Below are 17,817 nucleotides of genomic sequence, written 5' to 3'. Positions count from 1 at the left end.
ACAAAACGTCTTACAGCGCGAGCGACTGACGGAAACGCCCGAGGGCGGCATCCCCAGCTGGGGATGCCGCCCTCGGTACGTACTGCGTGGTGCGAACGGCCGATCTACCTTCGGGCCAGAGCCCGGGGGTGGATCAGAAGTCCATGTCGCCGCCCGGCATGCCGCCGCCGGCAGCCGCGCCGGCCTTCTCGGGCTTGTCGGCGATGACGGCCTCGGTGGTGAGGAAGAGGGCCGCGATCGACGCCGCGTTCTGCAGCGCGGAGCGGGTGACCTTCGCCGGGTCGATGATGCCCTCGGCGATCATGTCCACGTACTCGCCGGTCGCGGCGTTCAGGCCCCAACCGATCTGCAGGTTGCGGACCTTCTCCACGACGACGCCACCCTCGAGACCACCGTTGACGGCGATCTGCTTGAGCGGGGCCTCCAGCGCGAGCTTGACGGCGTTGGCGCCGGTCGCCTCGTCGCCGGTGAGCTCCAGCTTGTCGAAGACCGAGGAGGCCTGCAGCAGGGCCACGCCGCCACCGGCGACGATGCCCTCTTCGACGGCCGCCTTCGCGTTGCGAACGGCGTCCTCGATGCGGTGCTTGCGCTCCTTGAGCTCCACCTCGGTCGCGGCGCCGGCCTTGATGACCGCGACACCGCCGGCGAGCTTCGCCAGGCGCTCCTGCAGCTTCTCGCGGTCGTAGTCCGAGTCGGAGTTCTCGATCTCGGCGCGGATCTGGTTGACGCGACCCTGGACCTGGTCGCTGTCACCGGCACCGTCGACGATGGTGGTCTCGTCCTTGGTGATGACGACCTTGCGGGCGCGGCCGAGCAGGTCGATGCCGGCGTTCTCGAGCTTGAGGCCGACCTCCTCGGAGATGACCGTGCCGCCCGTGAGGATGGCGATGTCGCCGAGCATGGCCTTGCGACGGTCACCGAAGCCCGGAGCCTTGACGGCGACGGACTTGAAGGTGCCGCGGATCTTGTTGACGACGAGGGTGGAGAGCGCCTCGCCCTCGACGTCCTCGGCGATGATCAGCAGCGGCTTGCCGGACTGCATGACCTTCTCCAGGAGCGGCAGCAGGTCCTTGACCGAGCCGATCTTGGAGTTGACGATCAGGATGTACGGGTCGTCGAGGGACGACTCCATGCGCTCCATGTCGGTGGCGAAGTACGCCGAGATGTAGCCCTTGTCGAAGCGCATGCCCTCGGTGAGCTCGAGCTCCAGGCCGAAGGTCTGCGACTCCTCGACCGTGATGACGCCCTCCTTGCCGACCTTGTCCATGGCCTCGGCGATGAGCTCGCCGATCTGGGTGTCGGCGGCGGAGATGGAGGCCGTAGAAGCGATCTGCTCCTTGGTCTCGACGTCCTTGGCCTGCGCCAGCAGGGCGGCGGAGACGGCCTCGACGGCCTTCTCGATACCGCGCTTGAGGGCCATCGGGTTCGCACCGGCGGCCACGTTGCGCAGGCCCTCGCGGACGAGCGCCTGGGCGAGAACGGTGGCGGTGGTCGTACCGTCGCCGGCGACGTCGTCCGTCTTCTTGGCGACTTCCTTGACCAGCTCGGCGCCGATCTTCTCGTACGGGTCCTCGAGCTCGATCTCCTTGGCGATGGAGACACCATCGTTGGTGATCGTGGGGGCGCCCCACTTCTTCTCAAGGACGACGTTGCGACCCTTGGGGCCAAGGGTGACCTTGACGGCGTCGGCGAGCTGGTTCATGCCTCGCTCGAGACCGCGCCGGGCCTCCTCGTTGAACGCAATGATCTTGGCCATCTGAAGTGGTCCTCCCGGACAGCGGTGGATTGCTCCCGGACCGCGCCCGCGCCCGCGACGGACGGCCTGCGTGCCCGGCGGTTTCTTCCCGCCGGACCCTGCGGGCCTCACTGACCCGGTCCTCGTATAGGTAGCACTCTCACCAGGAGAGTGCTAACGCCAATGATTAGCACTCGACCCCCCCGAGTGCAAGCGGCTTCGGGCAACCCGGGATGAACAGCCGGACGCCGCAAGGGCTCCGGAGCCGCCACGCACGAGGGGCCCGCATCCCGTGTCCAGGATGTGGGCCCCTCGTACATATGCCGTTGTGCCGTCGTGCGCGGCCGCCGTGCGTGACCGCGTACGTGTCGGTGGTCGATCGCGGTCGGACTAGCCGGCGGCGAGCTTGACCATGTCCGCCTGCGGACCCTTCTGGCCCTGCGAGATCTCGAATTCGACCCGCTGACCCTCTTCAAGGGTGCGGTACCCGTCCATCTGGATGGCGCTGTAGTGGACGAACACATCCGCACCACCGTCGACCGCGATGAAGCCGTAGCCCTTCTCCGCGTTGAACCACTTGACGGTGCCCTGAGCCATGCCTAACTCCCCTATTACTGGCCCTTGCGCAGGACCGCACTTCGCGGTCCCGGGTCAGAACTTGCGCCGGAACGCCTCGACCGGGGCTGAATGTATCCGCACCGCTGCTGTCTGCAACAGGTCATTCCGACGAGAATTCTGGACACAGCGAAAGATTGAAATAGGGTGAAAACCTGGAATATTCCAGGGCAACTCGGGCCGGACAAACCACGCCAACGACCCATAGCGCACTTGCATGTTGACTCAATGTCAACCCTCACGCGGCCCGCTCATATGCGGCGGGCAAGAACAGCGGAGGGGACTTCCCCAACTCTACCGCGCCCAACCAAGCAGAATTGCCCCCTCCGTTTCTTAACGGAGGGGGCAATTCAGTTTCCGCGAGGTCTCACGAGGTGCCGCGCAGGCTCAGCCAATGGCTCGGCCGAAGGCTCAGCAGCCACCCGCGACGGCGGGGATGATCGAGATGCCGGCGCCGTCCGGGGTGGACGTCTGCAGCCCGCCCTCGAAGCGCACGTCGTCGTCGTTGACGTAGACGTTGACGAAGCGGCGCAGCTTGCCCTGGTCGTCCAGGACGCGCGCGGCGATGCCGGGGTGGCTCGTCTCCAGGGACTGGATGACCTCTTCGAGGGTCGCGCCCTCGGCGGAGACCTCGGCCTGGCCGCCGGTGTAGGTGCGCAGGATGGTGGGGATGCGGACGTTGACGCTCATGGCGCTACTGCCTTTCCGGTGTGCAGGGGGAGGAATCAGGCGAGGTTGGCGGCGCGGAACGCGTCCAGGCTCGGGCGGATCGTGGCGGTCTGGCCACTGTCGGCGGCCACCGCCTCCAGGGTCTTGAGGCCGTCACCGGTGTTCAGGATCACGGTGGTCAGCGCGGGGTCGAGCTGCCCGTTCTCGACGAGCTTCTTCGTCACGCCGACGGTCACGCCGCCCGCGGTCTCGGCGAAGATGCCCTCGGTCTGCGCGAGGATCTTGATGGCCTCGACGACCTGCTCGTCGTTGACGTCCTCGACGAACCCGCCGGTGCGGCGCGCGATGTCCAGGACGTACGGGCCGTCCGCCGGGTTGCCGATGGCCAGCGACTTGGCGATGGTGTTCGGCTTCTGCGGGCGGACCACCTCGTGACCGGCCTTGAAGGCGGTCGAGACGGGGGAGCAGCCCTCGGCCTGGGCGCCGAAGATCTTGTACGGCTTGTCCTCGACGAGGCCGAGCTTGATCAGCTCCTGCAGACCCTTGTCGATCTTCGTGAGCTGCGAGCCGGACGCGATCGGGATGACGATCTGGTCGGGCAGCTGCCAGCCGAGCTGCTCGCAGATCTCGTACGCCAGGGTCTTGGAACCCTCGCCGTAGTACGGGCGCAGGTTGACGTTGACGAAGCCCCAGCCCTCGCCCAGCGGGTCGCCGATGAGCTCGGAGCAGAAGCGGTTGACGTCGTCGTAGTTGCCCTCGATGCCGACCAGGTCGCCACCGTAGACACCGGCCATGACGACCTTGCCCTGCTCCAGGTCGTGCGGGATGAACACGCAGGAGCGGAAGCCGGCACGGGCGGCCGCGGCGCCGACGGCGCCGGCCAGGTTGCCGGTGGAGGAGCAGGAGAGGGTGGTGAAGCCGAAGGCGCGGGCGGCCTCGACGGCGATGGCCACGACGCGGTCCTTGAAGGAGTGCGTCGGGTTGCCGGAGTCGTCCTTGACGTACAGCTTGCCGGTGAAGCCGAGCTCCTTGGCCAGGTTGGCCGCGTCCACGAGCTTGGTGAAGCCGGGGTTCAGGCTCGGCTTGGAGGCCACGTCCGCCGGGACGGGCAGCAGCGGCGCGTAGCGCCAGATGTTGTTCGGGCCGGCCTCGATGGCGGCGCGCAGGGCTTCCGGGTCGCCCAGGGGCAGTTCGTAGGCGACTTCGAGCGGTCCGAAGCACTCGGCGCAGGCGAAGATCGGGCCGAGCTCGAAGCGGGTACCGCACTCACGACAGGAAAGGCCGGTGGCGGGACCGAGATCGACGGAGGTACCCGAAGCGATGTTCTCAACGGTTTCGGCAGAGGTTGCGACAGACTGTGCAGCCATGATGGCGAGGCCCTTTCTCCTCATCTTCCCCATGGCGCACTTCGCCATGAGACGGATTTGGCACCTTCCCTAGCCGGGGACCTCGCTGGCGGCGCTGGAATGCGCGATCGCGAGAACCGACTGGAGGGTTGCCGGGGCTTCAACGGGCCGTGTCCCTCTGCCCCTCTGGATGAGCGGTATGGCACCGGCACACGCGCTCTGTGGCGCGCCGGTGCGTTTGTACGCGGGCCCCCCGGCATGCGGTGGGCCATCGCGTTGTTCAAGACTGTAACCGAAGGTCCGGGGGGTTGAGACAGCCGTCCGAACCGCGAGATGGATCACATTTCGGTCCAAACGAGTGATGATCCCCGTGTCGAACCCGTGTAGAACCCGTGATGGAACAGGGAGTGCTGAAGGTGCTGGAAGAGGTGGAGCGCTGGTTGGCAGACCGCTCCTGGTCCGCCGCCGACCGACCGCTCGGCCAGCTGCTTTCGGCCAAGCGGGCAGCGGGGACCACGGTGAGCGTGGTGTTGCCGGCGCTGAACGAGGAGGCCACGGTCGGCGAGATCGTCGAGGTGATCCGGCGCGATCTGATCGAGGGGCTGCCGGTGCCCCTGGTGGACGAGCTCGTCGTGATCGACTCGGGCTCCACCGACCGCACCGCGGAGGTCGCGGCCAAGGCCGGGGCCCGGGTGGTGCACCGCGACGAGGTCCTGCCGCGGATCCCGGCGCTGCCCGGGAAGGGCGAGGTGCTGTGGCGCTCGCTGCTGGCCACCACCGGGGACATCGTCTGCTTCGTGGACGCCGACCTGCGCGATTTCTCGTCGGCCTTCGTCTCGGGAATCGTCGGCCCGCTGCTGACCGAGCCGGACGTGCGGTTCGTCAAGGCGATGTACGACCGCCCGCTCGGCCCGGAGCTCGGCGGTCCGGAACTCGGCGGCCAGGAGCCCGGCGGCCTCGCCTCCGCCAGGGCCCACGGCCAGGAGCCCGGCGGGCTCGCCTCCGCCAGGGCCCACGGCCAGGGCGGCCGGGTCACGGAGCTGGTGGCCCGGCCCCTGCTCAACCTGCACTGGCCGCAGCTGGCCGGCTTCGTCCAGCCGCTGGGCGGCGAGTACGCCGTACGCCGCGAGCTCCTCGAACGGCTGCCGTTCCCCGTGGGCTACGGGGTCGAGCTGGGCCTGCTGGTGGACGCGCTGCACACCGCCGGGCTGGACGCGCTGGCCCAGGTGGACGTGGGCGTGCGGCTGCACCGCCACCAGGACGGCCAGGCCCTGGGCCGGATGGCCGCGGCGATCTACCGCACGGCGCAGGTCCGGCTCTCGCGCGGACACCTCGTACGCCCCGAGCTGACACAGTTCGAGCGGGGCCCGCAGGGGTTCGTACCGCACACCTACACCGTGGACACCGAGGAACGGCCGCCGATGCGGGACATCGAGGAGTACGCGCGCCGCCGCGTGGCGTAACCCCCGACGCGGCTCCGGCTGAGGGGACGGCGGCCGCCACGCTCGCCGCACTCGGCGGTGTGGTCTTCCTCTCGGTCCGGCGTACGCGCAGGCACCGACGTTTGACCGGAGGCGAGGCGGGCTAGGTTCGCCGCATGGCTTCCCAGGTGCTCGTCGCCGCGAATCGCGGCCCCCTCTCCTACGCCCTCGCCGCGGACGGCACGCTCAGTGCCCGCCGCGGCGGGGGCGGCCTCGTCTCCGGGCTCTCCGCCGCCCTCGCGGAGCAGCCGGACGCGCTGTGGATCTGCGCGGCGCTGTCGGACGCGGACCGGGAGGCGGTACGGCAGGGGGTCTGCGAGCCGGGCGTACGGATGCTCTCGATCGACCCGGCGGTCTACGACGACGCGTACAACGGCATCGCGAACTCGGTGCTGTGGTTCCTCCACCACCACCTGTACGAGATCCCGCGCGAGCCGGTCTTCGACGCGGAGTTCCGGCGGCGCTGGGCTTCGTACGTCACGTACAACGAGGCCTTCGCGGCGGCCCTCGCGGAGGAGGCGGCCGAGGACGCGGCCGTCCTGATCCAGGACTACCACCTGGCCCTGGCCCCCGGAATGCTCCGGGAGCTCCGCCCGGACCTGCGGATCGGGCACTTCACGCACACTCCGTGGGCCTCGCGGGACTTCCTGGGGATGCTTCCGCAGGACATCCGGAGCCAGTTGGTGTGGGGGATGCTCGGGGCGGACCGGCTGGGGTTCCACACCCGGGAGTGGGCGGACAACTTCATCAGCGGCGCGGTGGCCGACGACGTGCACGGGCTCGCGCGGGCATCGGCTCCGGACGGTCCCGAGCGCGGCGTGCAGCACCGCGGGAGGAGCGCGGACGGGGACCGGCCCGGGCAGGCCCGGTTCACGCACGTCACCGCTTACCCCCTCGGCGTGGACGGGGACGAGCTGCGCGCGCTCGCGCACCGGCCGGAGGTGGACGACAAGCTCGCGGCGCTGCGGGCGGAGGTCGGCGACCTGCGGACGATCGCGCGGGTGGACCGGACGGAGCTGTCGAAGAACATCCTGCGCGGGCTGCTGGCCTACCGGGAGCTGCTGACCACGTACCCCGGGTGGCAGGAGGAGGTGGTCCACCTGGCCTCCGCCTATCCGTCCCGGCAGGACCTGGCCGTCTACCGGGAGTACACGCAGTCGGTGCGGGAGCTGGCCGCGGAGATCAACGCCGAGTTCGGTACGGACGACTGGCGGCCGGTGATCGTCTCCGTCGAGGACGACTTCGCGCGATCGCTGGCGGTGTACCGGCTGGCGGACGTGGCGCTGGTCAATCCCGTACGGGACGGCATGAACCTCGTCGCCAAGGAGATCCCGGTGGTCTCGGAGGCGGGGTGCGCGCTGGTGCTGTCCACCGGGGCGGGCGCGTACGAGGAACTGGGCGCGGACGCGCTGACGGTGAACCCGTACGACGTGACGGCGACGGCGGAGGCGTTGCACGCCGCCCTCTCCATGCCGTCGGCGGAACGCGCGGACCGCACGAAACGCCTGGCGGCGGCAGCCACGGCCCTCCCCCCGGCCCCATGGCTCACGGCCCAGCTGAACGCCCTGCGCGACCCCTCTCCTTCTTGACGCACCGCTCGCACGGCTCGGCCCTGGCGGGCCTCCCCGGCTTCGCGGCGCCGCGTCAGGAAGGTGCGGGCTCGGTCAGTGCCGCTGCCAGGGCGGACAGGAAGGCGACTACCTCCGACGGGCCGGACAGGGTCAGGTCCGCGCGGGCGGCGAGTTCCGGGACTTCCGCCGAGCCACTGCAGACCAGGAGCCCCGGCATCCCGCCGGCGCGCAGCTTCTCCACCGCCGAGTACGCCGCGAGGTCACCCAGGTCGTCCCCGGCGTAGAGCACGGCCTGCGCCCCCACCTCCGCGAGGTACTCCGTGAGCGCGACGCCCTTGTCCATGCCCGGCGGCCGCAGCTCCAGTACGGCCCGCCCCGGCTCGACCATCAGGCCGTGCCGGGCCGCCAGCCCCGCCAGGGGCTCGCGCAGGGCCGCGAAGGCCGCCTCCGGGTCCGCCGCGCGGCGGGTGTGGACGGCCAGTGCCTGGCCCTTCTCCTCGATCCACGTCCCGCGCCACGCGCCGATCGCGTCCAGGAACCCGGGCAGCTCGGCCCGGACCGCCGCGACCCCCGGATGCTCGGCCGGAGCGTGCACGATGCCGCTCACGGCGTCCCAGCGCTCGGCTCCGTAGTGGCCGAGGACCACCAGGTGTTCGAGTCCGGGGACCCCGGCGAAGCCCCCGTAGCGGACGGCGACCCCGGCGGGCCGGCCGGTGACGACCGCGATGGAGCCGACCTCGGGGGCGAGCGCGGCGAGCGCGGGAACGGCTCCGGGGTGGGCCCGTGCCTGGTCGGGGTCGGGAACGATGTCGGCGAGGGTGCCGTCGAAGTCGAGGGCGACGACGGAGCGGCGCGGTGCGCGGAGGAGGGCTTCGAGTCCCTCGCGTCCGGCGGTGGTGACGGGCATCGGCAGATCGTGCGGATGGCTCCCCATACGCACGACCCTAACGGCCCAGCCGGGCCACGGCTACGGCGCGGGCGATGCCCGGGCCTCGGGCGCTACCGCCGGGCCCGCTGGGCCTCCCGGATGCGCCGCAGGCGGTTGACGGTGCCGGGGGCGTGCCGCAGCGCCCTGGGATCGTCCATCAGCGCGTTGAGCAGCTGGTAGTACCGGACCGGGGGCATCCCCAGTCCTTCCCTTATGGCCCGCTCCTTGGCGCCCGGGCCGGGCCAGGTGCGGGCCTCGTAGGCCAGTACGGCCGCTTCGTCGGGGCTCAGCCCGGCGGGCGGCCTCTCGTCCGCGTCCGTCATACGGCCAGGTTAACTCCGCCCTCCGACAGCGCCCGCCCGACCGGGAGCAGCCCCGCGCGGGTCGGCGCGGGGCTGCTCGGGTCGGCACGGATCAGTGCCGGTCAGCGCCGGTCAGCACGGATCAGCGCGGATCCGCCTTGCGCCCGGCCTCCGCCAGGTCCGCCAGGATCTTCGCGGGCTGCCCGCCCGGCTGCACGGCCTTGCCGATGTTCTTCTTGATGTCCTCGCTCACGGTCGCCCAGGACTTCTTGCCCACCGGGTAGAGCCGCGCGTTGGGCAGGGCGTGCAGGAAGGTCTTCAGCTCCGCCGAGGAGGACCCGGTGGAGGCGTCCATCGCCCGGGAGCCGCTGGTGGTCACCGGCAGCAGGTCGTACTTCTCGGTGAAGGCCGTCACGTTCTCGGCCTCGTAGAGGAAGTCCAGGAACTTCCCGGACTGCGTCTGGTGGCCGGCCTTGAAGGCCATCACCCAGTCGGCGACGCCCATCGTGGGGTGGCTGACCCCGTCGGAGGTCGGCATGGGGATCATGCCGTACTTCACGCCCTTGGCGGCGGCCTGCTTGAGCAGCGTGGGGTGCCCGTTGAGCATGCCGACCTCGCCGCGCGAGAAGGAGTCGAAGGCGGCCTGGCGGTTCAGCTTGCCCGGCTCGACGGGGCCGGTCAGACCCGCGCCGACGAGGTCGTCGCGCAGGAACTCCAGGGTGGCGATGTTGTTCGGGGAGTCGATCGCGTACTGGTCTTCGTTGTCGGCGTAGCCTCCGCCGCCCGCGAGCAGCCACTGCATCGTCTCGGCCTGCGCCTCCTCGCGGCCCAGGGGCAGCGCGATGGGCGTCGGGACGCCGTCCGCCTTGAGCTTCTTGGCGGCCGATTCCAGATCGGCCCAGCTCTTGGGGCGCCAGGGGGTCTTGCCGTCCTTGGGGATGATGCCGGCGTCGGCGAAGAGCTTCTCGTTGTAGAACATCAGCCGGGTGCTGGCCACGAAGGGCATGCCGTACTGATCGCGCCGGACCTTGCCCGCTTCGGCGAGCGGATCGAGGAAGTCGGCCTGGGTGTTCACGGAGAGCAGCTCGTCGGCGGTGTACAGCTTGCCGTCGGCGGCGTAGTCGGCGTAGGCGCCGATCTGCGCGATGTCGGGGGCCTCGCCGGCCTTGACCATCTCGGCGACCTTGGCGTCCACCTCCTCCCAGGAGTAGACCTCGACCTGGACCTTGATGCCGGGGTTGCGCTTCTCGAAGGCCGCGGCGAGGTCCTTCCAGTAGGGCTTGGAGGAGTTTTCCGGTTTGTCCCCGTAGTCGGCCGCCACGACCTTCAGGGTGACCTCGTTGTCCCCGGTGACGCCCGACACGGCGCCGCAGCCGGTCAGCGTCACCGTGGTCAGGCACAGTGCGAGGCCGGACGCGGCGAGGTTCAGCCTTCTGGCCTGGACAGTTCGGGCCTTCACAGTTCTCGTTCCACCCCAGGTTGTTCCGTACGATTCGCGTAAAGGTCTACACCACTTTTGATCCTGGTCAACATCCGACCCCAAACGTGCACACGGCCTGCACGCGCACACACGCACGGACCCGCGTACGCACGCACGTACGGACCCGCGTACGGACCCCCGTACGGGCCCGCGTACCGGCCCGTCCGCCGACGAAGGTCCCTAATTTGTATGGCCACTCAACAATCCCTCTCAGTGGACTAGACCTTTGCCCTCCGATCACGCGAGACTGTCACCCGTGAAACCCGTGAAACACGTCATCGCCCTCGATGTGGGCGGCACTGGGATGAAGGCCGCCCTCGTCGCCGCCGACGGCACCCTGCTCCACGAAGCGCGCCGCGCCACCGGCCGCGAGCGGGGCGCCGAAGCCGTCGTCGAGACGATCCAGGACTTCGCCGCCGAGCTCCTCGACCTCGGCCGGGAACGCTTCCACACCACCGCCTCCGCGGCCGGCGTGGCCGTCCCCGGCATCGTCGACGCCGAGAACGGGATCGCCGTCTACGCGGCGAACCTGGGCTGGCGCGACGTCCCGATGCGCGAACTGCTCGGCAGACGCCTCGGCGGCATCCCGGTCGCGCTCGGCCACGACGTCCGCACGGGCGGACTCGCCGAAGGCCGCATCGGCGCGGGCCGCGGCGCCGACCGCTTCCTGTTCGTCCCCCTCGGCACCGGCATCGCCGGAGCCATCGGCATCGCCGGCCGCATCGAGGCCGGCGCGCACGGGTACGCGGGCGAGATCGGCCACATCGTGGTCCGCCCCGGCGGACCCGCCTGCGGCTGCGGCCAGCGCGGCTGCCTGGAGACCCTCGCCTCCGCCTCCGCCGTCAGCCGCGCCTGGGCGGCCGCCTCCGGCGACCCCGAAGCGGACGCCGCGGACTGCGCCAAGGCCGTCGAATCCGGCGACGAGCGCGCCCGGGAGGTCTGGCTCGCCGCCATCGGCGCCCTGGCCGACGGGCTGGTCACCGCGATCACCCTGCTGGACCCGCGCACGCTGATCATCGGTGGCGGACTGGCCGAGGCCGGGGAAACCTTGTTCACACCACTACGGACGGCCGTCGAGGAACGCGTGACGTTCCAGCGGCTGCCCCACATCGTTCCGGCCGCCCTCGGGGACACCGCCGGATGCCTGGGTGCAGGGCTGCTCGCCTGGGATCTACTCGCCACGGAGGTACCTGCCTGATGTCCGGAAGCGCACATGTGGGCCGCAGCACCGTTCTCTCCGGCGCCGACGTGGTGCTGCCCACGGGCATCGTCAAGGGCGGACGCCTCATCGTCGACGGCGAGCGCATCGCCGGCAGCGCGGACGAGAACGCGGCCGTCGTCGACCTCACCGGGTGCCTGATCGTCCCCGGCTTCGTCGACATGCACAACCACGGCGGCGGCGGGGCCTCCTTCACCTCCGGCACCGCCGAGGAGGTGCTCAAGGGCGTACGGACCCACCGCGAGCACGGCACCACCACCCTGGTCGCCTCCACCGTCACCGGCGACCTGGACGAACTGGCCCGCCGCGCCGGACTGCTCGCCGAGCTGACCCAGCAGGGCGACATCGCGGGCATCCACTTCGAGGGCCCCTTCATCAACCCCTGCCGCAAGGGCGCGCACAAGGAAGACCTGCTGCGCGACCCCGACCCGGCCGAGGTCCGCAAGCTGATCGACGCCTCGCACGGCGCCGCCCGCATGTTCACCCTCGCCACCGAGCTCCCCGGCGGCCTGGACTCCGTACGGCTGCTCGCCGAGCACGGGGTCATCGCGGCGATCGGCCACACGGACTCCACGTACGAGCAGACCTGCGAGGCCATCGACGCCGGCGCGACCGTGGCCACCCACCTCTACAACGCGATGCCCGGCCTGGAGCACCGCGCCCCCGGCCCCATCGCGGCCCTGCTGGAGGACGAGCGGGTCACCGTCGAGCTGATCAACGACGGCACCCACCTGCACCCGGCCATGCTGGAGCTGGCCTTCCACCACGCGGGCGCGAACCGGGTGGCCCTGATCACCGACGCGATGGACGCGGCCGGCTTCGGCGACGGGATCTACCACCTCGGCCCGCTGGAGGTGGAGGTCAAGGAGGGCGTCGCCCGCCTCGTCGAGGGCGGGTCCATCGCCGGGTCCACGCTCACCCTGGACACCGCCTTCAAGCGGTCGGTCACCCTCGACAAGCTCCCCGTCGAGTCCGTGGTCCAGGCGATCTCCGCCAACCCGGCCAAGCTGATCGGCGTCTACGACCAGGTCGGCTCGCTGGAGCCCGGCAAGTACGCGGACCTCGTCGTCCTCGACTCCGCCTTCGACGTCCGGGGCGTCATGCGGCGCGGCGAATGGATCGTGAACCCGCTCGCGGCGGGCAACTGACCCGGGATCTCCCACAAAAGCGGTCGGCCCGGGGTACTGGGCCGACCGCTTCTCCGTTTGGCATGCTGTTGCCCCGCCCGAGGCCGCACACACCGAGACCGGGGCCCGCCATGATCCTGACCGTGACGCTCAACACCGCGCTCGACGTCACCTACCGCGTACCGCGCCTGCTCGCGCACGCCTCCCACCGCGTCACCCAGGTCACCGAACGCCCCGGCGGCAAGGGCCTGAACGTGGCCCGCGTGCTCGCCGCGATCGGCCACGAGGTCACCGCGACCGGCTTCGCGGGCGGCCCCACGGGAACCCTCGTACGCGAGCTGCTCGCCGGCTCCCCCGGCGTCCGCGACGAGCTGGTCCCCTGCGCGGGCACCACCCGGCGCACCCTGGCCGTCGTCGACGAGGCCTCGGGGGACACCACGCAGTTCAACGAACCGGGCCCGCTGATCACCGCCGCCGAGTGGTCCGGGTTCCTCTCCCGCTACGAGGCCCTGCTGGCGGGCGGCGCCCGCGCGGTGGCCCTGTGCGGCAGCCTGCCCCCGGGCGTACCCGTGGGGGCCTACGCCACCCTCGTACGGGCGGCCCGCACGGCCGGCGTGCCCGTCCTCCTCGACACCAGCGGCGAAGCCCTGCGCCGCGGGGTCGCGGCCCGCCCCGACGTGATCAAACCGAACGCCGCCGAGCTCGCGGAGCTGACCGGCTCCCGCGACCCGCTCCCCGCCACCCGGGACGCCCGCCGCCGCGGGGCCCACGCGGTGGTCACCTCGCTCGGCCCGGCCGGACTCCTCGCCGCCACCTCCGCCGGCACCTGGCGCGCGGCCCCGCCCCGCGCCCTGGCGGGCAACCCCACGGGCGCCGGCGACTCCGCGGTCGCGGGCCTCCTCTCGGCCCTCACCGAAGGCCTGGCCTGGCCGGACCGCCTGACCCGAGCGGTGGCCCTCTCGGCCGCCACGGTCGCGGCCCCCACGGCGGGAGACTTCGACCCCCGCACCTACGAGGAGGTACGGGGGTCGGTGAAGGTCACGGAGGGCTAGGACGCCTTCTCGCTGCCGCTCAGCCCTTCTGGAGCCACAGCTTGTCGATGTTGACCTGGCACTTGTTGCCGGACTCACACGACAGCTTGACCGTGTTGGTGCCCTCCTTGAGGGTCACCTGGCCCCAGGTGGTCTGCCAGCCCTTCTCCCAGTCACCCTGGGGGGATTTCGCGAAGTTCCGCATGTTCAGCGGCGAGGTGTTGGGCTTGCCGTTCACCGCGAGGGTGGCGTTGGCGTCCTCACCCGGGATGCCGTAGCGCACGTAGAGCCGGTAGGTGCCCCCCTTGGGGAGGTCCAGCGTCCAGGTGACCGCCGCGCCCGGCTGGTTGAAGTTGCCCACGTACTGGCCGCTCGCGCTCTCCGCGCCCTTCACCGTGCCATCCAGCTGCGCGCCGCCGCTGATCACCATGCCGGAGCCGCCCGCGTCGCCCTTGGGCAGGGGGGCGTCCACCGGCGCGGAGTTGCTCGGCTGGCCCGAGGGGGTCGGGGCGGGTGCCGACGGGCTCTGGCCCGTGTTCGCCGTGTTCTTGCCCTTGTCGGCGTCGTCCTTCTTGCCGAAGATCACCGCCGCGCCGATGCCGATCGCCACCGCGGCGACCACCGCGACGGCCGCGATGAGCATGCCCCTGCGGCTGGACCCGCCGCCACCGTGGCCGCCGCCGGAGCCCGGCAGCGGCAGGGACTGGGTGTACTGCGGGGGCTGCTGCTGCGGCGGAACGCCGTAGCCGCCCGCCTGGAGCGCTTCGGGGGCCTGGTACTGGGCCTGGTAGGCCTGCTGCTGCGGGGGGCCCTGCTGATAGGGCACCGGCCCGCGCTGGCCGCCGTAGGGCCGGTCACCGACGGTGCGGACCTGGTTGTACGAGGTCCGGGGCACGCCCGGCTGGCTGCCGGCCCCGGGTCCCGGGTAGCCGTACCCGCCGCCCTGCCCGGGCGGGGTGGCCCCCGCGGCCTGTCCGTCCTCGTAGAGGTAGCCGAACGGGTCGTCATCCTCGGGCTGGTTCGCCCCGTTGTTCGGGCCGTGGTTCGCGGGCGTCGTCATCGCAGGTCACTCCTTTCGACCCCGGGGAGCCTACCCCGAACAGGTGCGCCCACGGGCGGCCCGAGAGCTTACCCGGCCCTGCGGTGCGCCTTCGAACGGGAGCGCTTCTCGATGTACATGCGCTGGTCGGCCGAGCGCAGCACCTCGTCGGCCGACATGCCGCAGCTCGCCCAGCCGATGCCGAAACTGGCTCCCACGCGGACCGCCCGGCCGTCCACCCGGATCGGCGGGATGATCGCGTTGCGCAGCCGCACGGCGAGGTCGGCGGCGTCGGCGGCGCCCAGCCCGTCGGCGAGGACGACGAACTCGTCACCGCCCAGCCGGGCCACCGTGTCCCCGTCCCGGACCCCGGTCGTCAGCCGCCGGGCCACCTCGATGAGGACCGCGTCACCGGTGTGGTGCCCGAACCGGTCGTTGATCGACTTGAAACCGTCGAGGTCGCAGAAGAGCACCGCGAGCCCCTTCGTACCGTCGTCGATGTCGGTCGCCGGCGCGACCGTGTGCACGTGGTGGTCGTACGGACCCCCCGCGGGCGAGCCGCCGCCCATGCCACCGGGGCCGCCCATGCCGCCGGGGAACTCGAAGGGCTCGGGAAAGCCGTCGGGCCGGAACCCGTGCTCGCCGTGCCCGCCGGGGCCGCCTTCCACCGAGGGCCGGGTCTCGAAGGCCGCGTCCAGCGCCTCCACGGCGGTGGCGCGCACCGACTGCGGGCGGCGACAGAGCCGGGCCCCGAGCCGGGAGCGCAGCTCGGCGCTGTTGGGCAGGCCGGTCAGCGAGTCGTGGCTGGCGCGGTGGGCGAGCTGCAGCTCGTGCCGCTTGCGTTCCTCGATGTCCTCGACGTGGGTGAGCAGGAAGCGCGGCCCGTCGGCGGCGTCGGCGACGACGGAGTTGCGCAGCGAGACCCAGACGTACGTACCGTCGCGCCGCCCCAGCCTCAGCTCGGCGCGGCCGCCCTCGGCGGAGGTGCGCAGCAGGGTGCCGATGTCCTCGGGGTGCACGAGGTCGGAGAAGGAGTACCGGCGCAGCACGGAGGCGGGCCGTCCCAGCAGCCGGCACAGCGCGTCGTTGGTACGCAGCAGGCGGCCGTGCTGGTCGCCGCCCATCTCGGCGATCGCCATGCCGCTCGGGGCGTACTCGAAGGCCTGGCGGAACGACTCTTCACTGGCCCGCAGGGCCTGCTGTTCACGTTCCAGCCGTACCAGGGCCCGCTGCATGTTCGCGCGGAGCCGGGCGTTGCTGATGGCAATCGCGGCCTGGAAGGCGTACATCTGGAGCGCTTCGCGGCCCCAGGCGCCGGGCCGGCGGCCGTTGCGCGGGCGGTCCACGGAGACCACGCCCAGCAGCTCGCCTCCGGAGGCGTACATGGGTGCGTAGAGCCGGTCCTCGGGGTGCCACTCGTCCTCGAACCGCGGATCGGGGCCCTCGGTGTGCCACTGCGGGACGTCGTCCTCGACGAGGACCCAGCCCTCGGTGTGCGGGATGAAGCGCAGGCCGTCCCAGTTCTCGCCCATCGTGAGACGGCGTTCCCAGGAGGCTCGCGAGCCGACGCGGCCGGTGATCAGGGCTTCGGCGGCGGGGTCGCCCGCGAAGGCGGCGACGACCAGATCACCGTCGGGGCGAACGAGGTTGACACAGGCGAGTTCGTAGCCGAGACCCAGGACGATGCCGTCCACGACGGTCTGCAGGGTGTCCGCCAGGCTCCGGGCCGTATTGAGCTCGGCCACCACCCGGTGCAGCTGCCGCAGGGTCGCAAGACGGACGTACGGCTCCGACTCGGTCTCCATTGCTCGCTCTCCCCGAGACCTCGACAGCAACTCCAGGTTTGTCATCGGCGCTTCGTTGCGGTGTCCCGTCCACTGAATCACAGTGAGCTGTGCGGCAGGTACACAGGGTCAACAAATCTTGCTCTCTGTGACTCAAGTCACATGAGATGAATATAGGTGACCGCCGCGTCGCTCCACGCGGTCCCGTTCCGACGCCTCCACCCGACCCGTTCCCGGAAGCAAACGATACGCCCGGCCCTAGGACGGCCTAGGTCGACGGGCCGGGGAGCGGCTCCGCCCTGCGCCCGATGCGCCGCGCGAGGGGTGACAGTAGCGTCCCGACCGTGCCCCCTACGACCCCCGTGACACCACTTTCCGTACCCGCACCCCATGCTGTGGGGGTGAGCAACGACGAGTTCCGGGCCGCGATGTCCCGACTGACCGCGGGCGTGTGCCTGATCACCGCGGAGGAACCCCCGCTGTCGGTCGGCAGCCGCGGCGAGGACGTCGGCATGACGGCGACCGCCTTCATGTCCGTGTCCCTGGACCCGCCCCTGGTCCTCGTCAGCGTGCGCGAGGGCTCCCGGATGGACGACCTGCTGGCCGAGCAGCCGCTGTGGGCGGTGTCGGTGCTCGCCGACCACCAGGTCCAGATCGCCAGCCGCTTCTCCATGAAGAACCGCATCAGCGACCGGCTGCTCTTCGCGGACGTCCCCTACACCCGCGGCGGAGTTTCCGGCGCCCCGCTGCTGTCGGGAGCGCTGGCCACCCTGGAGTGCCGTACGGAGAACCGCGTCGAGGCGGGCGACCACACCCTGGTCATCGGCCACGTCCTCACCGCCGGCCAGCCGGCGCCGGACTCCCCGCCGCTGACGTACTTCCGGGGGCGCTACCGGCACCTGGCGCCCTGAGGCAGGGACGGTCCGGGGCGGTCCGGGGCGGTCCGGGCTGATGCCGGGCCGGGCCGGGCTGATGCCGGGGCGGTCCGGGCTGATGCCGGGCTGACGCCGGGCCGGGCCGGGCTGATGCCGGGGCGGTCCTCCCCCGCCGCCCGGCCCGCCGTCACCAGTCGCGCCCGCCCCGTCCCCGCTTGGTCTCGCCGCGGGCCTTCTTCTCGCGCAGCCGCCGCTCGTTGATCCCCCGGGGGATCTTCGTCGCCCGGCGCGCCTTCGGCGGCGGCGCCGTGGCCTCGGCCAGCAGCGCGGTCAGCCGGACCAGCGCCATCTCGCGGTTGCGGAACTGGGAGCGGTGCTCGGAGGCCCGTACCGTCACCACCCCGTCGACCAGCCGGGACGCGAGGCGCTCCAGCGCCCGCTCCTTCCACACGTCGGGCAGCGACTTCGTCGCCGCGACGTCGAAGAGCAGCTCCACGCGCGAGTCCGAGGTGTTCACGTGCTGGCCGCCCGGCCCGGAGGACCGCGAAAAACGCCAGGCGAGCTCGCCCTCGGGGAGCACGACCGAACCGCGGATGACATAGGGACCAGGCATGC

16 protein-coding genes and 1 riboswitch are annotated in these 17,817 nt (G+C 71.4%); of the genes, 6 read left to right on the top strand and 10 right to left on the bottom strand.

Features of this window, described 5'->3' with window-relative positions; translation table 11 throughout:
* Window positions 1-133: 133 nt before the first annotated feature.
* The 4 genes from groL to thrC all read right to left on the bottom strand — a co-directional run bounded on the left by groL (window position 134) and on the right by thrC (window position 4,386).
* Complete coding sequence (gene groL, locus OG730_RS23170) at window positions 134-1,756, bottom strand: chaperonin GroEL (protein WP_327306024.1); 1,623 nt, start codon at window positions 1,754-1,756, stop codon at window positions 134-136.
* Between the two features lie 369 nt (window positions 1,757-2,125).
* The gene (locus OG730_RS23165; RefSeq protein ID WP_008743607.1) at window positions 2,126-2,332 is read right to left on the bottom strand and encodes a cold-shock protein; all 207 of its coding nucleotides are present in this window, start codon (window positions 2,330-2,332) and stop codon (window positions 2,126-2,128) included.
* Window positions 2,333-2,761: 429 nt separating this feature from the next.
* Window positions 2,762-3,040, bottom strand: coding sequence for a MoaD/ThiS family protein (locus OG730_RS23160; protein WP_327306023.1), 279 nt, complete (start codon window positions 3,038-3,040; stop codon window positions 2,762-2,764).
* Between the two features lie 35 nt (window positions 3,041-3,075).
* Complete coding sequence (gene thrC / locus OG730_RS23155; RefSeq protein ID WP_327306022.1) at window positions 3,076-4,386, bottom strand: threonine synthase; 1,311 nt, start codon at window positions 4,384-4,386, stop codon at window positions 3,076-3,078.
* A gap of 17 nt (window positions 4,387-4,403) precedes the next feature.
* Window positions 4,404-4,562: riboswitch (SAM riboswitch) on the bottom strand.
* Between the two features lie 219 nt (window positions 4,563-4,781).
* Here thrC and OG730_RS23150 point away from each other — a divergent pair.
* Window positions 4,782-5,828, top strand: coding sequence for a glucosyl-3-phosphoglycerate synthase (locus tag OG730_RS23150; protein WP_327309377.1), 1,047 nt, complete (start codon window positions 4,782-4,784; stop codon window positions 5,826-5,828).
* A gap of 134 nt (window positions 5,829-5,962) precedes the next feature.
* A complete protein-coding gene (locus OG730_RS23145; RefSeq protein WP_327306021.1) occupies window positions 5,963-7,435 on the top strand; it encodes an alpha,alpha-trehalose-phosphate synthase (UDP-forming) in 1,473 nt (490 codons plus the stop codon).
* Between the two features lie 55 nt (window positions 7,436-7,490).
* Here the strand turns inward: OG730_RS23145 and otsB are convergent, their stop codons facing one another.
* The 3 genes from otsB to OG730_RS23130 all read right to left on the bottom strand — a co-directional run bounded on the left by otsB (window position 7,491) and on the right by OG730_RS23130 (window position 10,106).
* Window positions 7,491-8,351: a trehalose-phosphatase gene (gene otsB / locus OG730_RS23140; protein WP_327306020.1), complete on the bottom strand. Its 861-nt coding sequence runs from the start codon at window positions 8,349-8,351 to the stop codon at window positions 7,491-7,493.
* Window positions 8,352-8,416: 65 nt separating this feature from the next.
* Window positions 8,417-8,668 (bottom strand): DUF3263 domain-containing protein, encoded by a 252-nt coding sequence (locus OG730_RS23135; RefSeq protein WP_254386650.1) that lies wholly within the window; start codon window positions 8,666-8,668, stop codon window positions 8,417-8,419.
* 121 nt (window positions 8,669-8,789) lie between these two features.
* On the bottom strand, window positions 8,790-10,106 hold the full coding sequence (locus OG730_RS23130) for an extracellular solute-binding protein (protein WP_442814991.1): 1,317 nt from the start codon (window positions 10,104-10,106) through the stop codon (window positions 8,790-8,792).
* A gap of 286 nt (window positions 10,107-10,392) precedes the next feature.
* On the opposite strand from OG730_RS23130, the gene OG730_RS23125 reads away from it, so the two are divergent.
* The 3 genes from OG730_RS23125 to OG730_RS23115 all read left to right on the top strand — a co-directional run bounded on the left by OG730_RS23125 (window position 10,393) and on the right by OG730_RS23115 (window position 13,525).
* Window positions 10,393-11,325, top strand: a complete 933-nt coding sequence (locus OG730_RS23125) for an ROK family protein (RefSeq protein WP_327309375.1) — start codon at window positions 10,393-10,395, stop codon at window positions 11,323-11,325.
* Window positions 11,325-12,494, top strand: coding sequence for an N-acetylglucosamine-6-phosphate deacetylase (gene nagA, locus OG730_RS23120; RefSeq protein ID WP_327306019.1), 1,170 nt, complete (start codon window positions 11,325-11,327; stop codon window positions 12,492-12,494). The genes OG730_RS23125 and nagA overlap by 1 nt, the downstream gene beginning before the upstream one ends.
* Before the next feature lie 110 nt (window positions 12,495-12,604).
* Window positions 12,605-13,525 (top strand): 1-phosphofructokinase family hexose kinase, encoded by a 921-nt coding sequence (locus OG730_RS23115; RefSeq protein ID WP_327306018.1) that lies wholly within the window; start codon window positions 12,605-12,607, stop codon window positions 13,523-13,525.
* A gap of 19 nt (window positions 13,526-13,544) precedes the next feature.
* On the opposite strand, the gene OG730_RS23110 is transcribed toward OG730_RS23115, so the two are convergent.
* Window positions 13,545-14,564, bottom strand: coding sequence for a CBM35 domain-containing protein (locus OG730_RS23110; RefSeq protein ID WP_327306017.1), 1,020 nt, complete (start codon window positions 14,562-14,564; stop codon window positions 13,545-13,547).
* A gap of 68 nt (window positions 14,565-14,632) precedes the next feature.
* The gene (gene cdgB, locus OG730_RS23105; RefSeq protein WP_327306016.1) at window positions 14,633-16,348 is read right to left on the bottom strand and encodes a diguanylate cyclase CdgB; all 1,716 of its coding nucleotides are present in this window, start codon (window positions 16,346-16,348) and stop codon (window positions 14,633-14,635) included.
* A 287-nt stretch (window positions 16,349-16,635) separates the two neighbouring features.
* Here cdgB and OG730_RS23100 point away from each other — a divergent pair, with 287 nt between their 5' ends.
* Complete coding sequence (locus tag OG730_RS23100) at window positions 16,636-17,238, top strand: flavin reductase family protein (protein WP_442814990.1); 603 nt, start codon at window positions 16,636-16,638, stop codon at window positions 17,236-17,238.
* 151 nt (window positions 17,239-17,389) lie between these two features.
* On the opposite strand, the gene arfB is transcribed toward OG730_RS23100, so the two are convergent.
* Window positions 17,390-17,815, bottom strand: a complete 426-nt coding sequence (arfB, locus tag OG730_RS23095) for an alternative ribosome rescue aminoacyl-tRNA hydrolase ArfB (protein WP_327306015.1) — start codon at window positions 17,813-17,815, stop codon at window positions 17,390-17,392.
* Window positions 17,816-17,817 lie beyond the last annotated feature (2 nt).

This window comes from Streptomyces sp. NBC_01298 (genome assembly GCF_035978755.1).
Lineage (GTDB): Bacteria > Actinomycetota > Actinomycetes > Streptomycetales > Streptomycetaceae > Streptomyces.
Note: the sequence above shows the minus strand (reverse complement) of the source record. Positions and strands in the feature narration are given on the sequence as shown.